Below are 19,647 nucleotides of genomic sequence, written 5' to 3'. Positions count from 1 at the left end.
TAAATTACTTTCGCCCCGGTTCCAGGCCGATGATCCGCCGCCGCAGGAAACCGGAGAAGCCGTCGATCAGGTAGACCATGAAGATGATCAGGAAAATGATCGTCCAGGCTTCCGGCCAACGGTAGGCGTGGATTCGATCGGCGAGGAGGAAGCCGATGCCTCCGGCGCCGACAATGCCAAGGATGGTGCCGGTGCGGGTGTTGGATTCAAAATTGTAGAGGATGATCGACAGGATCACCGGCAGGGCCTGCGGCAGAACCGCAAAGCGGATTGTCTGCAGGCTGCCGCCGCCGGAAGCGCGCACGCCTTCGACCGGCTTTTGACTGGTGTTCTCTATGGCTTCCGAAAAGAGCTTCGAAAACGTGCCGACTTCCGAAACCGCAATGGCCAGAATGCCGGCCAGCGGCCCGAGGCCGAAGGCGCGGATGAAGACGAGTGCGAGGATCAGCTGTTCGATTGCCCGCAGGGCGTCGAAACCGCGCCTGACACCGAGCCGGAGCCAGGACAGTGGCAGGATGTTCTTGGCGCCCAGGAATGCCAGTGGAAACGCAACCAGGGCTCCCAGAAGCGTGCCCATGAACGCCATGGCGACAGTTTCCCCGAGACCTTTCAGAACTTCCTGCCATTCCGCCCAGCTTGTCCAGATGTGGGGTGGAAACATGAAGGCGAGCACATCGCCAAAGCGGGTCGCTCCGTGAAGGAGTTTTTCAGGCGTAAAGCCGAAGTCCCACAGGCACCAGCCGGTCAAAAGAAGGAAAGCCGACCAACCGGCGAGGCGGATCAGGCGCGTCCGGAGCGGTGTTGAAAAGGCGCCTGGTACGAGCGTTCTGGCGCGGGCGATATCTGGACGTTGTACGGTCATGATCAGATGCCTTTTCCGGTCAGGCCGATGATGCGGTGACGCACCTTTTCGCTCAGCATGTCGATGACGATCACGGTGAGGAAGACGATCAGGAACAGCGCCGAAAGATCGGTGTATTCCTGCAGGGACATTGCCACGCGGATCTCTTGGCCCAGGCCACCTGCGCCGACGAAGCCGATGATGGAGGAGGACCGTACGTTGATCTCGAACCGCAGCAGCGTGTAGCTGATGATGTTCGGGACAACCTGGGGCACGATGCCGTAGCGGATCTGGTCGAACCAGGTGCCGCCCGACGCCTTGATGCCTTCGAGCGGGCGCATGTCGGCATTTTCGTTGGCTTCGGAATAGAGCTTGCCGAGAGCGCCGGTGGCATGAAGACCGATGGCGAGAACACCGGCCAGCGGGCCGACGCCAAAACAGAAAACGAAAATGAGGGCCCAGACGAGATCCGGAACCGTCCGGATGATTTCCAGGAACCGGCGGGTGACATTCAGGACCAGTCTGTTGGGGGAGAGGTTCCGTGACGCCGGGAAACTGAGGAGAAACGCACCGATGATGCCAAGCAATGTTGCCATATAGGCAATCAGGATCGTTTCCAGGAGCAGCCAGAGCCAGACCTTCCAGCGCCAGAACCAACCGGCAAGATCCGCCCCGAGTGTCTCGCGGTGAAGCTCTGGCAAGGTCTTGTAGAGATACTCTCCAAGCCGCGGCAATCCTGCCCAGATCTTCCACATGGACACACGGTCGCCATCGGGCAGGGTGACGTCGGTCATGTCGAAGAAACCGCCTAACCACGCCGTTGCGAAGAAGCAGAGTGCGAAGACCGCAGTCGAGACGAGGTTTACCCGTAGGGCTGACCGGCGAGTGGCAGCATAATCGATTTCGAACCGGTCAATGGCAGGGGAGAGCGCTGTCATGCCTCTAGTTCCAATAATTTTGGGCAGGAGGCGCTGACGCCGCAGCTTTCTGCGCCACAAGTTTTTCCAGGCGTCATCCCGGGAGACGCGAAGTGCCGCCCGGGATGACGATGGTCGGGTCGTCGGGAGAAACCCGGATCAGCCGGTTTCCTCCCTCGCTCTGAAAAGTCAGCCGCCGCGGCGCTGTTTCTTCAGCCAGTCGCGCATTTCGACGATCCACTGGTAACGGTCGTGATCAACCTCGATCCACGCTTCCTGGGTGCTGTCTTCGCCGCCGGTCATTTCGATGAATGCCAGCGTATCCTTTTCCGGGATTTCCATGACCGCGGTGCGCATGGCATCGATCAGGCCCTTAGGCAGGTTGCTGCGGGCAGCCAGCGGACCGGAAGTGATTTCCGGTGACTTCCAGATGGTGCAGATCGCGTCTTTCTCGATCATGCCCTTGGTGACCATGCGCTGTGGAATGCCGTCTTCCTCGTTGGTGATGTAGGTAGCGGCAGCGTCATACTGCTTGTTGTAGACACCAAGCACACCGGTTTCATGGGCCCCGGAGAAGGGAATGGCACCGAAATAGGTTTTCGGCTCGTAGCCCTGTTTGCTGAGGTTGAAGTAAGGCACGGCATAACCGGACGTGCTGTCCGGGTCGGCAAATGCCAGTGTCTTGCCCTTCAGGTCGTCAAGGGTCTTGTAGCCGCTGTCGCAACGCACGGCGACGACCGAGAAATAACCGGTGGAACCGTCCTTCTGCAGGCGGGAGACAAGTGGAACGACACCGCCGTTGATTTCGGTGTAGGCAGCGGCATAGGAAGACGAACCGAAGAAGGCGAATTCGATCTGGTCGGCCGCCATGGCCTGGATCACGCCGTCATAGGATCCGGCGGTGAAGATTTCGACATCGACGCCGAGTTCGTTCTCCAGGTACTTTTCGAAAGGCGTGTAACGGGCAATCCGGTCCTTTTCGTTTTCACCGGAAAGAATGCCGAACTTGACTGTCTTGTACTGGTCCTTCCAGCTGTCCGCCAGGGCCGGGGAGGCTGCAAGAACGGCAGCGGAAACGGCTGCTGCAAAAATGGCCTTCATCTCAAGTCTCCTTTGGTGCCGGCAGATCCGGCGATTTGCGCGGCAAAGGCCGCTTCAAGAGCGAGAGCGGATGATCCGCTTCGCGAAGGTCAGGCCCCGACAGCCTTCATCGGCGGCCGGGAAGTGGTTGTCGAAAGGGAGGTGGAGGTGACTGCTTCGTTGATGTCATCGGAAAGATCGTCGGTTCCATAGATTTGCCGAACCCTTTCACTGGTCAGGGCGTCCGGCGTGCCGTCGAACTGAACCCGCCCGTCCTTCATTGCGATGATCCGATCGCAGTAGGCACGGGCGGTGTCGAGCGTGTGCAGGTTGACCAGCACCGTAAGACCGTCCGTCCGGTTGATTTCGCGCAAGGCGTCCATCACACGGCTGGCGTTGGCCGGATCAAGTGAAGCAATCGGTTCGTCGGCCAGCATGATGCGCGGGTTCTGCACCAGCGCCTTGGCGATGGCGACGCGCTGCTGCTGCCCGCCGGAAAGGGTTCCCGCGCGTTGCAGCGCCTGGGGTACAAGGTCCAGCCGGTCCAGGGCTTCGATGGCGCGGGCGCGGTCTTCGTCAGTAAAGGATCGCGTCATGGAGCGCAGGAACCCAGTGTGGGCGATGCGGCCAACCATGACATTGGTCAGCACATCCATGCGCTCGACGAGATTGAACTGCTGAAAGATCATGGCGCAGGACGCGCGCCAAAGCCGCAGATCGCGACCCTTCAGGGCCGTGATGTTCTTTCCCTCGTTGAGGATCGTCCCCCGGCTGGGGTCGGCCAGCCGGTTGATCATGCGCAGGAACGTGGACTTGCCGGCACCGGACCGACCGATCACGCCGACCATCTGTCCCTTGGGAATGGCAAGGGAGACACTGTCCACCGCGGTCAGGTCTCCAAAGACTTTAGATAATTGCTCAATGACCAGCATCGGGCCCTCCGAAAAACGGAGAGCGAACTAGCAGACATGTGCCGAGAACAGATGTCTATACGATTATACTTTTATGAAGTTTTACGACAGGGGCATCGAGAAAATTTGCCGGAAAACAAATAAGATCAAGTTTTGTCTGGAAGTTCGAAGTTAAAGAAATTTTCTGCTTCGTAGATCCATCTTTCTCTGATGTAAATTTCGTAAAATTTACATAATACAGTCACGTTCCGCGGCGCGCTTGTCGTTACGCTCCTGTTGCCTTGCCGGCTTTGTTTCGGCTGTCTGAGGAGTTCTTGTCATGCGCTTTTTGAAATCCGCCGCACTCGCGGCTGCCGTTCTTGCCGTTTCCCTGTCTTCTTCCCTGGCCGACACGTTCAAACTGGCCGTTACCGATGTTGAGGGCCTGGAGCGGCTGCAGGTTGAATGGGGGCCGTTCAAGAACGCCCTTGAAAATGCAACAGACCACACCTTCGAGTTTTTCCCGGTTACCAGCCGGACCGCGGCGGCTGAAGCCTTGCGCGCCAAACGCGTCGACTTTGTCGTAACCGGTCCTGCCGAGTACATCGTGATCAACAAACTGACCGAAGCCCGTCCCCTCATAGGTCTTGGCCGTCCGGATTACTTCTGTGCCGTCGTCGTACGAGCCGACAGTGGTTTCACGCGGCCGGCCGATCTCAAGGGCAAGAAGGTGGCCTTCGGTGATATCGGTTCCACCTCGAACATGCTGTGCCCGATGCAGCTGATGGCCGATTATGGCGTCGATCCGGTCAAGGACATCGAGAAGCTGCATACTTCGCGCAACATTGCGCATGAAGCCTTGAAGAAGGGTGATGTTGCCGCCATCGGGATCAATCACAATTCGTGGATTGGCACTCGCAACAAGGATGACAGCGTCCCGAACGGCTTTTTCCGGGTAATCGCCCGTTCCGGCGATCTGCCGAACGACATGATCATGGCCGGAGCCCATGTCGATCCTGCGACAGCGCAGAGACTGCGTCAGGCGATCCTCGACAACAAGAAGTCGATCATCGCCGCGATCCTGCAGCACGAGGAAAACGACAAGTATTCGGGCATGGATCTGGTGGCGATCGAAGATGGTGCCTATGACCTGGTGCGGTCCATGTACACCACCGCCGGTTTCCCGCAATACGACAAGTTCATCGGCGAATAATGGCGCAACCTCTGCTCCAGTCCGCCGGCGCAATTGCGCCGGCGGTCCCAGCCCGACAGCCCGTGACGGAGACGCCGTGTGACCTGAAGGTCGAAGGCCTTTGCAAGACTTTCGGCAAGGACCGGAGTGTGCTGCGCGAAGTTTCCTTCTCCGTGGGCCGTGAGGAAGCGGTTGCCTTGATCGGTTCAAACGGTGCTGGAAAATCGACCGCATTGCGCTGCGCGCTGCGTCTGATCGAGCCGGAAGCCGGTTCGGTTGTGTTGTTCGGTGAAGACATATCGACTGCGCGACAGCGCCAGCTCAGGCGGGTTCGCGCCGAGGTCGGCTTTGTCTTTCAAAAGCACAACCTGGTGCCTCGTGTTTCGGCGTTGACCAACGTAATCCATGGCAACCTGGGCCGCACCGGTGGCATGCGCGGCTGGTCGCAGTTTCTGGCCAAAACGGCCTTGCGAGACCGGGCTATGGCGTGCCTCGAAAGGGTAGGGCTCGCGGACCATGCACTGAAAAGGGCGGACCAGCTCTCGGGCGGTCAGTCCCAGCGGGTTGCGATCGCCAGAGCCTTGATGCAGCAGCCCAGAATGATCGTCGCGGATGAACCCGTTGCCAGCCTTGACCCGGTTGCCGGCCAGGAAGTGATGGACCTTTTCCGCCAACTCACCCGGGAGGAGGGGATCACGCTCCTGTTCACCTCGCACAACGTGCAGCAGGCGCTCGCCTACTCCGATCGGGTCCTTGCAATCCGGCAAGGGGAAGTCGTTCTGGACGAGAAGAGCAGCAACCTGAGTGTTGCGGATCTGGGGAAGCATTATGGCTGATCTCCTGACATTGAAACGCTCCCGCATGCCGGGTCGGTTCGAACGCCCGGGTGCATTTCATTTTGTCGCCTATGTCGCGCTGCTGGCCTTCGTTGTCTGGTCGTTTCAGGGGGCAGGCTGGTCGTTTTCCGCGCTGGTTTCTGGCGGTCCGGCGCTGGTCGACTTCCTGTCGAGGGCCTGGCCGCCTTCGCTGGAAAGGTTGCCGCAACTGTCAAAGGCGTTGCTGGAAACGTTTCAGATGGCGCTCGCGGGCACACTTATCGGCATCGTCCTCAGCCTGCCGTTGGCGATCCTGGCCGCAAAAGGCCTGACGCGGCCGTCGATGTTGTCCCGGGCTGTCTATACCTGTGCCCGTTTGCTGGTTGCCCTCTTCAGGACGGTGCCGGATCTGGTCTGGGCATTGGTCTTTGTCATTTCGGTTGGACTTGGCCCATTCGCGGGCACGCTTGCGATTGCCGTCGACACCATCGGTTTTTGCGGACGCTTCTTCGCAGAAGCCATGGAGGATGTGGAGAAAGGACCAACCGAGGCGCTGACAGCGGCCGGTGCAGGGCGTTTCGACACGATCTTCTGTGCAGTGGTACCTGCCGCGATGCCCTCCTTTATCACCACCTCGCTGTTCGCGCTTGAAAAGGCGACACGGTCCTCAGTCGTGCTTGGTCTTGTCGGGGCAGGGGGTATCGGCATCGAACTCAAGGTGGCCATGGACTTTTTCGACTACCAGCTCGCGATGACCATCATCCTGATGATCTTCGTGCTGGTTCTTTGTGTTGAGCGGCTTGGCACAATCGCCCGCAGCCGGATACTGGAAGGATCGTCTCAATGAGCGACACACACACTCTGGAAAAAACCGATACCGCCCATCTCGCGTGGGACAAGCGCTGGCAGACAGAAGAAGGCCGAGCGGATTGGCTGCGTCCGGAGGCTGACGTTGCCGGTCTGATCGAAAGACTTCAGAAGCAGGGGCCGGTGAAGGCCCTGGATCTGGGCTGCGGGGTTGGCCGACATGCGCTTTCCTTTGCCCGCGCCGGGTTCGAGACTCACGCGATGGATCTTTCCGAAGCCGGGCTGGCCGAGCTGAAAAAGAGCGCGGCACTGGAAAGCATGCACATCGCGACGCATCTGGCGCCGATGACGTCGCTGCCCTTTGAGGACGACAGTTTCGACTATGTTCTGTCCTTCAACGTGATCTATCACGGTGATCCGTCGATCGTCCGTACAGCCATTTCGGAGATTGCCCGGGTGTTGAAACCTGGCGGGATCTACCAGGGAACCATGCTGTCAAAGCGCAACGCGAACTTCGGGATCGGGACGGAAATTGCCGCGGACACGTGGGTTCGTGAAGGGGACGACGACAAGGATCACCCGCATTTCTATTGCAATGCGGGTGAACTGGTGTCGCTTTTCGACCAGTTTGAGCTGAGCTACCTGGAAGACAAGGTGCACTCGAAGCCCGGGTCGTGGCACTGGCACATGATCGCGGAACTCAACCGCTGAACGAGCCGGTCTCGGCGGCGGGCGTTACTCGCCCGCCGGTTCCGGCAGCGGTTCGTCCGTCTCCGGATTGAGTGTCTGGTCGGCATCGGCGGTCGGCTGACGGGTAAAGCCCTTGAGGTCCGCAAATTCGCGGGCGTCCCGCTGGATTTCCACCGGGCTGAGGGCATAGCCGGTCGCCAGTTCGGCGAGCGAGCGCAGCGCGTGCATGTGGATGCGCTCATAGCCGTGGCTGGCATCAACACCAAATGTGATCAGCGCCGTGCGCACGTCCGCACCCGCCTCGATGGCGGTTGCCGCATCCGAGCGATAGAAGCGGAAGACATCCTTCTGGAACTTGATGTCGTTGTCCCGGCAGAGTTGGACCATCTTGCGGGTGAGATGATAGTCGAACGGTCCGGTCTGGTCCGCTATGGCGATCGTGACGCCGAATTCGTCCGAATTCTGTCCTGGGGCAGTGGTGCCGTTGTCGATGGCAACCAGCGACGCGATGTCTGGCGTCAGGATGGACTGGGCGCCATGGCCGGTTTCCTCTGCAATCGTGAACAGCCAGAACACGTCGACCGTCGGTTCGATGTCGGATTCCACCAGCGCCTTGATCGCCGCCAGCATCACCGCAACACCTGCCTTGTTGTCGAGGTGGCGGGAAACGATGAAGCCGTTTTCCAGGAACTCCGGCGCCGGGTCTATGGAAACAAAATCGCCGACGTCGATACCAAGCCGGTGCAGGTCGTCTACCGACTTGGAATAGGCGTCTACGCGAAGTTCGACATAGGGCCAGCCGACCGGAAGTTCATCCACGCCGGTGTTGTAGGTGTGCCCCGACGCCTTCAGCGGCAAGATGGTGCCGGTGTAGGCGCCGCTTTCGGAAAAGATCGTCGTGCGGGCGCCTTCCGCGAAGCGGGCGGACCAGTGGCCGATAGACACCAGCTCCAGTCGGCCGTTGTCTTTCAGCGATTTTACCTGGGCGCCAAGCGTATCGAGATGCGATACGAAGGCCCGCGCGGGACGGCGCGACTTGCCGGACACTCTCGCCCGAACACCGCCACGGCGGGTAATTTCGTAAAATACCCCCAGCGCCTCCAGTTCCTTGGAAACGTGACGGACAATTTCGTCCGTATAGCCCGTCGGGCTGGGGATTTTCAGAAGTTCCTTCAGTCGATCGCTCAAATAGGAAATATCGATATTCAGCAAGGTCATGTTCCGGCCCGGTTCAAGGTCGTCCTGACGGGTTGAGGCACCGACAGGGGAAACAGGAAATCCACGAAGCGCTCTGCGGTTGGCTGAGGTTCGTGGTTGGCGAGCCCCGGCCGCTCGTTCGCCTCGATAAAGCGGTACTCCGGTTGTCGCGGGTCTTTGACCATCAAGTCAATGCCTGTCACCGGAATTTCAATTGCGCGCGCTGCCTTGATCGCGGCTTCGATCAGGGTGTGATGGGTTTCGCCAGTCACATCATGAATGGTGCCGCCGGTATGAAGGTTGGCCGTACGGCGGACCGGCAAGGTCTTGCCTTCGGGCAGGATATCTTCCAGCTGAAAGCCGTTTGCTGTGAGGCAGCGCAGAACCTCGTCGTCCACTTCGATCCTGGATTCCCCGCCTGTTGCCGCAGACCGGCGGCGGGACTGGATTTCGATCAGTTCTCCAATCGTGGCCTTGCCGTTTCCGGTGACCTCGGCCGGTTTGCGCAGGGCGGTCGCCACTACCTTGTAGTCGATCACTACAAGCCGCAGATCCTGACCGGTCACGAATTCCTCCACCAGAACATCGTTGGAGTAGGTACGGGCAACTTCCACTGCAGCCATGACGTCTTCGGTCGTTGTCAGCCCGATGGCGATGCCCTTGCCCTGTTCACCGCGCGCAGGCTTGACCACAACCGAACCGTGCTGGTCCAGAAACGCGGCGATCTCATCAGCGGATCCTGCCAGGATCTGGTCAGGCACGTTTACACCGGCCCTTTCGACGATCCGGCGCGTGGTGGCCTTGTCGTCGCAGATGGACATGGCGACGGCGCTGGTGAATTCGCTCAAGGATTCCCGGCAGGCGACCGAGCGGCCACCATAGGACAGGCGGAAGAAGCCGCCTTCCGCGTCGATGATCTCCGCCTGGATACCGCGCCGCCGTGCCTCGTTCACGACAATGGTGGCGTAAGGGTTGAGCTTGTCTTCAACGGCAGGGCCGGCGAACAGAGCCTCGTTGATGGTGTTCTTGCGCTTGATGGTGAAATAGGGAACCCGCTCGAAGCCGAGTTTGTCGTAAAGGCCAATGGCAAGTTCGTTATCGTGAAGCACCGACAGGTCCATGTGCGGTGCGCCCTTGCCCTTGAAGACCTCCGCCATGCGCCGGACCAGGGCTTCCCCTATGCCCGGAAACCGGGCCTGTGGGGAAACCGCAAGGCACCAGAGCGAACTGCCGAGATCAGCATCATTGGTGGCCCGGCTGTGATCGACGCCCATTGCCGTGCCGACGATGACACCGGTCTCGTCTTCTTCCGCCACGAGTACCGTGATGGTACGCGGATCGAGTTGCGACCAGAAGAACTCCGGCGGCACCGGCACCATGCCACGGGTGAGATAAAGTTCGTTGATCGCCTCCGCATCACTGCGGGAAGACAAACGCCGTACCGTGAAGCCCTTGCGACGATTGCGCGCCGGCCGGTAGGTCGCGAGATCCAGGCGGAATGTGTGCGAGGGGTCAAGGAACAGCTCCTGCGGGGCCGAGCCGACAAGTACATGCGGATCACGCACATAGAACGCGATGTCGCGTCTGTCCGGTCGCTCGTTGCGCAGGACCTCGACCAGTTTCTCGGTTTCGCCATAGGTGTTGGCAAACACCAGCCGTCCCCAGCCACAATCGATGAACCGGTTCTTCTGGGCTTCCGTCTCGTCCAGCCGGTATTCCGGTTTGAGCCCATGCTGGCGCATGCGCTTCAGGCGGTGGTCAAACGCACCTTTCGGTCGCGAAGGTTCATTCTCGGCCATGTTCAGACCTCCTGTGCCTGCAGCCACATTTCCAGAAGCGCGACCTGCCAAAGCTCGGAACCACGCAAAGGCGTGATGTATTTGGTCGGGTCGGCATACAGTTTCTGCAGGTAAACCTCGTTGAAGAGGCCTCGTTCCCTGGCGGCCTGACTGGAAAGCGTGTCGCGCACCATGTCGAGATAGTCACCCTGGATGTATTTCAGCGCAGGCACCGGGAAATAGCCCTTCGGACGGTCGATGACGGCACTCGGAATGACCTTGCGCGCAGCTTCCTTCAGGACGCCCTTGCCTTCCTGTGCGAGTTTGAACTCGGCAGGAATGCGTCCGGCGAGCTCGACCAGTTCGTGATCGAGGAACGGAACGCGCGCCTCAAGGCCCCAAGCCATGGAGTGGTTGTCGACACGCTTGACCGGGTCATCCACCAACATGACGTTGGTATCGAGCCGCAGGGCCTTGTCGACCGGATCGGCAGCGCCGGAGCGGGCGAAATGTTCTTCGACGAAGGCAAGGCTTTCATCCCTGGCACAGTGGTAGGCGGGGGAAACAGCCTCTGTCATCTGTGCTTCAGTCCGGTCGAAAAAGGCCGTGGCATAATCGGAAACCGGACTGTTTGAGCCGCTGAGCTTCGGATACCAGTGGTAACCGGCAAAGACTTCGTCGGCACCCTGGCCGGACTGGACCACGGTGATGTGCTTGGAGACCTCACGCGACAGCAGATAGAAGCCGATATTGTCATAGGAGACCATCGGCTCGGACATCGCCTTGATCGCTCCGGGCAGGTTTTCCTGAAGCTCGGAGGAGGGGATGAAGATCTGCTGGTGATTTGTTCCGTAGTGTTCGGCAATCAGGTCCGAATACTGGAATTCGTCGCCCTTTTCGCCATGTGCTTCTTCAAAGCCGATGGAGAAGGTTGCAAGACCCTTCTGGCCTTCTTCGGCCAGCAGACCGACGATCAGGCTGGAATCGACACCGCCGGACAGGAGAACGCCGACAGGTACGTCGGCCACCATGCGGCGGCGAACGGCTGTGCGCAGGCTTTCCAGGACTTCATCGCGCCAGTCGTCGGCGCTGCGGGCAAGGTCTTCCGCCGTCTTTTCAAAACGCGGTTCCCAATAGGTGTACTCGGAAGAGGTGCCATCAGCTTCAAGCGTCCGCACCGTGGCCGCGGGCAGCTTGCGCACGCCGTTCAGGATCGTGCGCGGCGCGGGAACGACAGCGTGCCAGCTCATGTAGTGATGCAGCGCCACCCGGTCGATCGACTTGTCGATGCCACCGCCTGCCAGAAGTGCAGGCAGGGAGGAGGCAAAGGCAAGACGCCCATTCGCTTCGCTCAGGTAAAGCGGCTTGATGCCGAACCTGTCGCGGGCAAGGTGAATGCGGCCGCTGTCGTGCTCGTGAATGGCGATGGCGAACATGCCGTGGAACCTGGAAAAGCAATCCTTGCCCCACTCGGCCCAGGCCTTGAGGATGACCTCGGTGTCGCTGGTGGAGAAGAACGAATAGCCGCGGCCAATCAGGTCGGATCGCAGCTCCTGATAATTGTAGATGCAGCCGTTGAAGACCAGGGACAGGCCAAGCGCCATGTCGGTCATTGGCTGCGTACCACGTTCGCTTAGGTCAATAATCTTCAGGCGCCTGTGGCCAAAGGCGACCCGGCCGCGCTGCGTTACACCCATACCGTCGGGGCCGCGCGCCGCCATGGCGTCCGCCATCCGGCTAACCCGGACAACGTCTGCCTGACTGCCATTGAAAACCACTTCGCCGCAAATGCCGCACATATTGAAAAAAATCTCCGTTTTGTAACTGGACGTGCACTATATAGAGGTCTAATCATTAGAGTTCAAATTAATAGAGGTGTAATAATGCAGGCGATGCAGGCATCGCAAGTGGTCAAGGCTATCCGGAAGATCGTCCGGGCCATTGACTTGCGCTCCAGAGAAGTGTCCAGACTGACCGGGCTCACGATCCCGCAAATCGTTGTTTTGCAAGGGATTCGGGATCTGGGTGAGGTGACGACCAAAGCCCTTTCGGACAACGCTGACCTGAGCTCGGCGACCGTGGTAACCATTCTCGACAAGCTGGAAGAAAAGGGTCTTGTCGAGCGGTACAGATCCGTCTCGGACCGGCGAATCGTCCATGCCAAGCTGACGAAAAGTGGAAAAGAGGTTGCCTCAAACCTGCCTGGCCTTCTGCATGAAGAGTTCGTGCGAAAGTTCGATGATCTGAATGCCGAGGACCGGACGCACCTCGTTTCTTCAATCGAGCAGATTGCCGAAATGATGAACGCGCACAAGCTGGATGCGGCACCCATCCTGATGACGGGAAAGCTCTCGGGGTAAGACACCCGGGCAAGATCAGGCTCGTTTCTTGGATGACCGGTCGGAGTCGTTCATGATGCCGGACGCTTTCAAGGTCGCCCTGAAGCTCTGCAGCTGCGATTGAATGAGGTTTGCCGGTACGGCCGGGGAGCAATAATAACCCTGAAGGCCGTCGCAGTGATGGGTCACTGTCAGCGCGAATTCTCCTGAAGTCTCGGCACCTTCCGCTATCACACGCAAGCCCAGGCTGCGTCCAAGCCGAACGATCGCCTCAAACAGCTGTTCGCGTTGCGGGTGCGTATCCGCCCCGGAAATGAAGGCTCGGTCGATCTTCAGCTCCTGGAATGGCAGCCGGTGCAGATAATTCAGGGAAGAGTAACCCGAACCGAAATCGTCCAGGGAAAGCTGGACACCAATCTGCTGAAGTTCTGAAAGGATGTTCAGAACCAGCTGTTCCCTGGTGTCGACAAAGACGTTTTCCGTCACTTCAAGACACAGGTAGCTTGCAGGCAGGCCATAGTCGTTCAGGGTCTGGCGAACTGTGTCGGCAAAATTGGACTGGCGGAATTGAAGCGGTGATACGTTGATGGAAACCTGGCCGAATTCGAAACCGGCCTGCCGCCACTCTGCGGCCTGCTTGCACGCCGATTCCAGAACATATTGGCCAAGGTCCAGGATAAGGCCGGTCTTTTCCGCAATCGGAATGAACTCTCCCGGCGGGATGAGGCCACGTTTCTCATGTGGCCAGCGGAGCAGGGCTTCCAGGCCAATGAGACGGCCGTCGGCAGGGCAAACCTGGGGCTGATAATGCAAGACAAGCTGGCGGGTCTGAAGTGCGGCCCGCAGCAGCGTCTCCGTGAGCATTTCACTCTGGACGCGGTCGTTCAGGGGCGGAGAGAAGAATTCGTATCGTGCGCCTGCGTTCCGCTTTGCTGCCCGCAAGGCAAGTCCTGCCATACGGTGAGCCGTTTCTGCGTCCTCTGCATCTTGCGGCAAAAGGGCTATGCCGATGCTTGGTTCCACACGTATTTCGCCTTCTTCCAGCTGGAAGGGAACGGAAAGCATGTCGATTGCCTGCACCGCGTAGTCTTCTGCAATCGCGCCCTTGCTGTCAAAGGGCAGGAGAATGCAGAAATCGTCCGCCGAAATTCGAGCAATCTGCGCGCTCGGACCGAAGATATTTGAAAGACGTGCGTAGGCCTGTAACAGGACCCGGTTACCTGCCTGCTGGCCGAAGGTGTCGTTCACCTTGGCAAAGCCATTGAAATCCAGATGGATCAGTGAGGCCGAATAGGTGCCGGACCTTGCCCGTTGCAAGGCTTCGCTCAGATCCGAGAAGTATCTGGCACGGTTGCCTGCGGTTGTTACGGGGTCCGTATAGGCAAGCTTGTGAAGTTTGTCCTGCAGGTCGGTGACCTTCTCCAGACCATGAGCCAGATCACCGATCTCGTCCCGCCGGTCCGTGAAGGGAATGCGTTTTGGCTGGGTGCCGGCGGCCAGTTCATCCGCTGTCTTTGCCAGGCGGCGCAATGGCCGCAATTCGAAACGCAGGAACAATCCACCCACAAGGATGACAGCAAACAGGATGACAATGGCTGCAGAGGCCATGCGTGTCTTCAGTCGGTTTTCTGCCAATGTCAGGTCGTCTGCCCAGCCGACATCAACTGCGATTGCACCGACAAGCTTACCGCCATCGGTGACAATCGGCGTCAGATAGGCGAGGCGGAACCTGCCCTGAACCGGAACATTGCCCGCATATGGCTGGCCTGCCGAAAGACTGGCAAATGCGGGATGGCCTTCACTGATGGAAAAAGCCGGCGGGCGCTCGCCCTTGGGGTGGCTGAAAGTGGTGGCGAAGCGGTCGAAGGATCTGGTCTCGCTCGACCAGCTGAACAAATTCGCCGCGCCCTGATTGGTCTTGCCTATGGTTTCGATCAAGCCGTCCAGTTTTTCGCTTGGCTGGAGCAATTCTTTGGCAGAAGCTTCGGAAACGCGAATGACGATCGGCTCACCACTATCAGCGAAAACCGGATTGAAGCTTTCATTCGTGCCGTAATGCAGCATTGAAGCAGCGGCACGTGCGGCCCGGTCCAGCCTGATGGTCGCATTTTCCTGAGTGCTTCTGGACAAATCGAGATAGGCAAGCCCTGAAACCAGCCCGATGCTGCAAAGCACCATCACCACCAGGGTGAGGCTGATCCTGAATACAAGCGAATGTAGTCCGAGCCGTTCTATTGCACCAAATCCTTGTCAATTTCACGTATAGGGAGCTGGATTGGCAATTAGCACGTAAAAGTAATTCTTATTCGCTACGAAATCCTGAACAGGGCTAAAAAAATTGGCAGTTTCCCGCGCTGTTCCTGCGTAACGTGCCCGTGCACAGATGCCAATCAACTTCGCCAGGCGGTTCCAAAATGGAAGGACAAGCTCTATTGACGGTGTGAGACATGCCTTTTGTTGACCGAGACCCGGATGGTCATCCCCGTCATCTTCCGGGGAACGCGCGCCAAAGCCATTGGAAAATCGGCAGAAAGGCGTTAGGACGAGTGGTTGGTGCGGCAATTCGCGGATCGGCCGACCGACACAGCGTTTTTCGGGAAGACTGATACTTGATTTCTCTCAGACCAGTTTTGAATGTTCTCGGATTTCTGTATGTCGGCCTGGCAACTGCCATGCTCATTCCCGCTATCGTGGACGTTGCCCAGAAAAATGCCGATTGGCAGGCCTTTGTCTTTTCCGCGCTTCTGACCGGCATGATCGGCATGCTGTTGTCTCTTGCCGTCGGCGGATCGCTGCGCGAGGGACTGGACACACGGCAGACCTTCGTTCTCACGACGCTTGCCTGGACGACGTTGCCGGCCTTCGGCGCGCTTCCGTTCCTGTGGCTTGGCATCGGCTACGCGGATGCGGTGTTCGAGGCGGTTTCCGGTTTCACCACCACGGGGTCCACCGTTCTGACCGGTATCGACAGTCTGCCGCCGGGCCTTCTGGTCTGGCGGTCGCTGATGCAGTGGATGGGCGGCGTCGGTATCATCGTTATGGCCATCGTGCTGCTGCCGTTCCTGAGGATCGGCGGTATGCAGCTTTTCCAGAGCGAGAACTCCGATCGGTCCGAGAAGATTGTCAGCCGGTCGGTTGAACTGATCCGGCTGATCGGCCTTGCCTACCTGTTCCTGACATTCCTGTGCATCGTCGCCTATCTGGTCACGGGGATTGAGCTGTTCGATGCCTTCAATCACGCCCTGACCACGATCGCGACGGGCGGTTTTTCCACCCATGATCAATCCTTCGGCTATTTCACCAATCCGGCCTCGGGTTGGGTTGCTATCGTTTTCATGATCATCGGTGCCTTGCCGTTCGTGCTGATCGTCCAGGCCTTGCGCGGTCATCCGCTGCAGCTCTGGCGAGATCCGCAGGTGAGGGCGTTGCTGGGGTTTCTGGCTGTGGTGGCTTTGACGCTGACCGTCTATCTCGGCCTCAACATGCACTTTCCCTTCGATGAAGCGCTGTTGAGGGCCACCTTCAACGTGGTTTCCATCGTGACTGGAACCGGATATGCGCTGGGCGACTATTCGCAATGGGGCGCGCCGGTCGTCGGGATCGCGTTGCTGCTGATGTTCGTTGGGGGGTGTACCGGTTCAACGACCGGCGGCATCAAGATTTTCCGCTTCCTGGTCTTCTTCGGTACCGTCCGCGCGCATCTGCGCCGCATGGTGCGTCCGCACCGGATCATGTCGGAAGAGTACGGCGGAACAAGACTGACGCCTGAACTGTCCTTCTCGGTTCTGGCCTTCCTTGTTGTCTACATGGGGTCGGTGGGCATCATAACCGTTGCCTTGTCCTTCTTCGATCTGGATCTGGTTACCGCCATTTCCGCCGCGGCAACATCCGTGGGCAACGTCGGTCCGGGCCTGGGGCCGGTTATCGGCCCGGCAGGGCATTTTGCTCCGCTGCCGGATGGCGCCAAGTGGCTGTTGTCCTTTGCCATGCTGGTCGGCCGCCTTGAGCTGTTCACAATCCTGGTTCTTCTTGATCCGGATTTCTGGTCAAAGTGACCTTTAAGCTCACCTGAACGAACGGGGCCGTCCGGTCCTGATCTGCACGAGAGAGATCTGCCATGAAGTTTTCCGCGCCCCTTGTCAGTGGCCGTCTGGTCAAGCGCTACAAGCGTTTCCTTGCCGATGTTCTTCTGGACGACAATGGCGGTGCGATCACGGCCCATTGCGCCAACCCGGGCTCGATGCTCGGCTTGAAGGAGCCGGGATCTCGTGTCTGGCTGTCTGCGTCGGACAACCCGAAACGCAAGCTAAAGTATTCCTGGGAAGTGATCGAGGCTGACGGGGCTCTGGTCGGCATCAACACGGCGCACCCCAACAAGCTGGTGGAAGAAGCGTTGGAGGCAGGGCGTATTGCCGGACTTACAGGCTACCAGACGCTGCGCCGTGAAGTGAAATACGGCAAGAACTCACGTATCGACATTCTGCTGGAAGGTGCAGACGGCGCGAAGACCTACGTGGAAGTGAAGAACGTCCACCTGATGCGTGAAGCAGGACTTGCTGAGTTTCCGGACAGTGTCACTGCCCGCGGCGCCAAGCATCTTGTGGAACTGGGGGACATGGTGGCCGAGGGTCACCGTGCGGCAATGGTGTTTCTGGTCCAGCGGCCCGATTGCAGCCGGATGAGCCTTGCGGACGACATCGACCCTGCCTATGCAGCCGCCTTTTCCGAGGCCAGACGCGCCGGAGTGGAAGCCTTTGCAATCGGCTGCGATGTCCGGCTGGACGGCATTGATGCAGTCAAGCCGGTCGAAATCATCGCCTGAGCGAAGCCAAGCCAAACCAAACCAAGCCAAGCCAAGCCAAATTGGGCGGCAGCTGTTACGCCTGCCGCACGACAATCGGCGTGCCGTTTGGCACACGGTTATAAAGATCGATAATGTCCTGCTGGAGCAGGCGCACGCAGCCGGACGACACGGCCTTGCCAATGGACAAGGTTTCCGACGTGCCGTGCAGGCGGTAGAGCGTGTCGCGATTGCCTTCAAAAATATAAAGTGCTCGCGCACCCAGCGGGTTGTCGAGACCCGGCGGCATGCCGTTCCTGTATTTCTCCAGTTCTGGCTGACGGTCGATCATTTCAGCCGGCGGCGTCCACTTGGGCCAGGCCGCCTTTCGTGCGATGCGTGCACGGCCACCCCAGGCGAATCCTTCCCGACCGATGCCGACGCCATACCGCATTGCCTGGCCGCCCTCCATGGTCAGGTAGAGAAACCGGTTGGGCGTATCGACGATAATCGTGCCCGCTGGTTCGGGAGCAGCATAGGTGACCAGCTGGCGGTAGTAGACCGGATCGATCTTCGACAGATCCACGGCCGGAATAGGGTAGGGCTCTTCCGGCATTGCCCGGTACATCTGAAGGTACTCGGGCGAGATGCGCACAGCTCTTCCCAGACCATCGGCTGGGTAACCAGGTCCTGCAAGTTGTCCGGTTCTTTGGCTGGATGCGCAACCGGTCACAAGAGCGGCAGCAGCGGAGGCGAGGAACAAACGTCTGTTGAGCATTCGGTTTTCCGAAATAGGCTTTCGTAGCGTGTAACGACTATGTTTTCGGAAAGGAAACGCATGACAGGCGACAAAGTTCTGATTTGCCGAATTTTTGTTTCGGCGAGCCGAGAGATCTGGCCGGAATGACTTGAAGGCACACGCAGAAAGACCGGCCAAACGCCATGTCTGACCGGTCGATTGTCGATTTACAAACAGGGTTCCAGCCGAAACGTGGCAGGACCTTCAAAAGTTCGCGACGTCTGGATCAGCCCGCGGTTTCTTTCGAAAGCGGCGGCTGGAACTGCCAGCCCATGTCCCAGGGAAAATAGATCCAGGTGTCCTGGGATACTTCGGTGATGAAGGTATCGACCATGGGCACGCCGACCGGCTTTGCGTAAACAGTCGCGTAGTGTGCCTTCGGCAGCATTTCACGAACCACTTTCAGGGTCTTGCCGGTGTCGACCAGATCGTCGATCACCAGAACACCGCTGCCTTCACCGTCTTCCAGGTCGATGACCTTCGGGTCGATCGGCTTGATGACCTTGAGCGAACCCTGACTGTCGTAGTCGTGATATGACGCAATGCAGACGGTTTCGATGGTGCGGATGCCAAGCTCACGCGCAACGATCCCGGCCGGTACCAGTCCGCCACGGGTGATGCAGACGATCGCCTTCCATTCGCCTTCGCTAGAAAGGCGCCAGGCAAGTGCGCGGGAATCTCTGTGAAACATGTCCCAGGAAACGGGGAATGCTTTGTCTTGGGCTGGGTTTTCCATTTCTAGTCCTTCAGATTATCCCGACAGGTCGGCGACAGCTTCCGCGACATCCCTGACCGCGGCCATCAGTATCGTCTCGTCCCGCGAGCGGATCACGATTTGTGTGGTGAACTTGCCGTCCGTCGCTCTCGGATAAGAGCCAATCAAGGTTTGCGGATGCGCGTCCTGAATGGCAGCGAGGCGCTCGGCGATGCGGCTTTCAGGCATGTCTGCGGCAACGGTTTCCGACAGCATCTTCTTGCCAGTCTTCAGCGAAGGCGCAAGCGCGTCCATCATCGCCTGCATGATCGACGGCACGCCTGCCATCACGTGGACGTTCTCGATCCGGAAGCCCGGTGCCTTCGAAACCTTGTTTTCGATCAGGTCCGCGCCTTCGGGGATTCGTGCCATCCTCTGGCGAGCCGGGGTGAATTGTCCCGGCGGGTAGTGGGGTTCCATGATTGCGACAGCGCGCGGATCAAGGTTCAGCGCAACCCCAAAGGCGTCGGCGATGCTTTCGGCCGTGATGTCGTCGTGTGTCGGGCCAATGCCGCCGGACGTGAACACGTAGTCGTAGCGCGCCCGCAGCGCATTGACGGCACCGATGATTTCCGGCTTTTCGTCCGGAACAATGCGCACTTCCTTCAGGTCAATGCCAAGCGCAGTCAGGTAGTCGGCGAGGAAGCCGATGTTCTTGTCCTTCGTGCGGCCGGACAGGATCTCATCCCCGATGACCAGAAACGCAGCGGTTACAACGTCATCTGCCCTCTGACCGGTCATCTTCACACTCCCTGACACATGGATGGG

The 19,647-nt window shown here is 59.0% G+C and carries 18 protein-coding genes; 7 read left to right on the top strand and 11 right to left on the bottom strand.

Going from position 1 to position 19,647, the window contains the following annotated elements; translation table 11 throughout:
* Positions 1 to 4: 4 nt before the first annotated feature.
* The 4 genes from phnE (ACVDG9_RS14865) to phnC (ACVDG9_RS14850) all read right to left on the bottom strand — a co-directional run bounded on the left by phnE (ACVDG9_RS14865) (position 5) and on the right by phnC (ACVDG9_RS14850) (position 3,770).
* Positions 5 to 862, bottom strand: a complete 858-nt coding sequence (phnE, locus tag ACVDG9_RS14865) for a phosphonate ABC transporter, permease protein PhnE (protein ID WP_447238343.1) — start codon at positions 860 to 862, stop codon at positions 5 to 7.
* Between the two features lie 2 nt (positions 863 to 864).
* A complete protein-coding gene (phnE, locus tag ACVDG9_RS14860; RefSeq protein ID WP_168684005.1) occupies positions 865 to 1,779 on the bottom strand; it encodes a phosphonate ABC transporter, permease protein PhnE in 915 nt (304 codons plus the stop codon).
* 168 nt (positions 1,780 to 1,947) lie between these two features.
* A complete protein-coding gene (gene phnD / locus ACVDG9_RS14855) occupies positions 1,948 to 2,859 on the bottom strand; it encodes a phosphonate ABC transporter substrate-binding protein (RefSeq protein ID WP_447238342.1) in 912 nt (303 codons plus the stop codon).
* Positions 2,860 to 2,948: 89 nt separating this feature from the next.
* Positions 2,949 to 3,770, bottom strand: coding sequence for a phosphonate ABC transporter ATP-binding protein (gene phnC, locus ACVDG9_RS14850; RefSeq protein WP_023001054.1), 822 nt, complete (start codon positions 3,768 to 3,770; stop codon positions 2,949 to 2,951).
* A gap of 298 nt (positions 3,771 to 4,068) precedes the next feature.
* Here phnC (ACVDG9_RS14850) and ACVDG9_RS14845 point away from each other — a divergent pair, with 298 nt between their 5' ends.
* The 4 genes from ACVDG9_RS14845 to ACVDG9_RS14830 all read left to right on the top strand — a co-directional run bounded on the left by ACVDG9_RS14845 (position 4,069) and on the right by ACVDG9_RS14830 (position 7,253).
* Positions 4,069 to 4,941, top strand: coding sequence for a phosphate/phosphite/phosphonate ABC transporter substrate-binding protein (locus ACVDG9_RS14845; protein WP_447238341.1), 873 nt, complete (start codon positions 4,069 to 4,071; stop codon positions 4,939 to 4,941).
* Between the two features lie 62 nt (positions 4,942 to 5,003).
* Positions 5,004 to 5,756 (top strand): phosphonate ABC transporter ATP-binding protein, encoded by a 753-nt coding sequence (gene phnC / locus ACVDG9_RS14840; protein WP_447238340.1) that lies wholly within the window; start codon positions 5,004 to 5,006, stop codon positions 5,754 to 5,756.
* The gene (gene phnE, locus ACVDG9_RS14835) at positions 5,749 to 6,582 is read left to right on the top strand and encodes a phosphonate ABC transporter, permease protein PhnE (protein ID WP_289808751.1); all 834 of its coding nucleotides are present in this window, start codon (positions 5,749 to 5,751) and stop codon (positions 6,580 to 6,582) included. The genes phnC (ACVDG9_RS14840) and phnE (ACVDG9_RS14835) overlap by 8 nt, the downstream gene beginning before the upstream one ends.
* Positions 6,579 to 7,253, top strand: coding sequence for a class I SAM-dependent methyltransferase (locus tag ACVDG9_RS14830; RefSeq protein ID WP_447238339.1), 675 nt, complete (start codon positions 6,579 to 6,581; stop codon positions 7,251 to 7,253). The genes phnE (ACVDG9_RS14835) and ACVDG9_RS14830 overlap by 4 nt, the downstream gene beginning before the upstream one ends.
* A gap of 24 nt (positions 7,254 to 7,277) precedes the next feature.
* Here the strand turns inward: ACVDG9_RS14830 and ACVDG9_RS14825 are convergent, their stop codons facing one another.
* From ACVDG9_RS14825 to ACVDG9_RS14815, 3 genes are read right to left on the bottom strand one after another with little or no spacing between them, the layout of a single operon-like run.
* Positions 7,278 to 8,450 carry an osmoprotectant NAGGN system M42 family peptidase gene (locus ACVDG9_RS14825; RefSeq protein WP_447238338.1) on the bottom strand — a complete coding sequence of 391 codons (1,173 nt, stop codon included), beginning with the start codon at positions 8,448 to 8,450 and terminating at the stop codon, positions 7,278 to 7,280.
* Complete coding sequence (gene ngg, locus ACVDG9_RS14820) at positions 8,447 to 10,228, bottom strand: N-acetylglutaminylglutamine synthetase (RefSeq protein WP_075282446.1); 1,782 nt, start codon at positions 10,226 to 10,228, stop codon at positions 8,447 to 8,449. The genes ACVDG9_RS14825 and ngg overlap by 4 nt, the downstream gene beginning before the upstream one ends.
* Before the next feature lie 2 nt (positions 10,229 to 10,230).
* The gene (locus ACVDG9_RS14815) at positions 10,231 to 12,006 is read right to left on the bottom strand and encodes an N-acetylglutaminylglutamine amidotransferase (protein ID WP_062488487.1); all 1,776 of its coding nucleotides are present in this window, start codon (positions 12,004 to 12,006) and stop codon (positions 10,231 to 10,233) included.
* An 84-nt stretch (positions 12,007 to 12,090) separates the two neighbouring features.
* On the opposite strand from ACVDG9_RS14815, the gene ACVDG9_RS14810 reads away from it, so the two are divergent.
* Positions 12,091 to 12,567 (top strand): MarR family winged helix-turn-helix transcriptional regulator, encoded by a 477-nt coding sequence (locus ACVDG9_RS14810; protein WP_023001062.1) that lies wholly within the window; start codon positions 12,091 to 12,093, stop codon positions 12,565 to 12,567.
* Between the two features lie 15 nt (positions 12,568 to 12,582).
* Here ACVDG9_RS14810 and ACVDG9_RS14805 read toward each other — a convergent pair whose 3' ends face one another.
* Positions 12,583 to 14,724, bottom strand: coding sequence for a bifunctional diguanylate cyclase/phosphodiesterase (locus ACVDG9_RS14805; protein ID WP_447239033.1), 2,142 nt, complete (start codon positions 14,722 to 14,724; stop codon positions 12,583 to 12,585).
* A gap of 452 nt (positions 14,725 to 15,176) precedes the next feature.
* Here ACVDG9_RS14805 and ACVDG9_RS14800 point away from each other — a divergent pair, with 452 nt between their 5' ends.
* Positions 15,177 to 16,601, top strand: a complete 1,425-nt coding sequence (locus tag ACVDG9_RS14800) for a TrkH family potassium uptake protein (protein ID WP_023001064.1) — start codon at positions 15,177 to 15,179, stop codon at positions 16,599 to 16,601.
* Between the two features lie 62 nt (positions 16,602 to 16,663).
* Positions 16,664 to 17,368 (top strand): DNA/RNA nuclease SfsA, encoded by a 705-nt coding sequence (gene sfsA / locus ACVDG9_RS14795; protein WP_447238336.1) that lies wholly within the window; start codon positions 16,664 to 16,666, stop codon positions 17,366 to 17,368.
* Between the two features lie 55 nt (positions 17,369 to 17,423).
* On the opposite strand, the gene ACVDG9_RS14790 is transcribed toward sfsA, so the two are convergent.
* The 3 genes from ACVDG9_RS14790 to ACVDG9_RS14780 all read right to left on the bottom strand — a co-directional run bounded on the left by ACVDG9_RS14790 (position 17,424) and on the right by ACVDG9_RS14780 (position 19,620).
* Positions 17,424 to 18,104 carry a L,D-transpeptidase gene (locus tag ACVDG9_RS14790; protein ID WP_075282450.1) on the bottom strand — a complete coding sequence of 227 codons (681 nt, stop codon included), beginning with the start codon at positions 18,102 to 18,104 and terminating at the stop codon, positions 17,424 to 17,426.
* Positions 18,105 to 18,351: 247 nt separating this feature from the next.
* Positions 18,352 to 18,861, bottom strand: coding sequence for a xanthine phosphoribosyltransferase (gene gpt, locus ACVDG9_RS14785; protein WP_023001067.1), 510 nt, complete (start codon positions 18,859 to 18,861; stop codon positions 18,352 to 18,354).
* Between the two features lie 15 nt (positions 18,862 to 18,876).
* Positions 18,877 to 19,620, bottom strand: a complete 744-nt coding sequence (locus tag ACVDG9_RS14780; protein WP_447238334.1) for a competence/damage-inducible protein A — start codon at positions 19,618 to 19,620, stop codon at positions 18,877 to 18,879.
* Positions 19,621 to 19,647 lie beyond the last annotated feature (27 nt).

The sequence above is a fragment of the Roseibium sp. RP-7 genome, assembly GCF_053005225.1.
The sequence above is the reverse complement of the archived record's forward strand: the minus strand, read 5'-3'. Positions and strand labels throughout refer to the sequence as shown.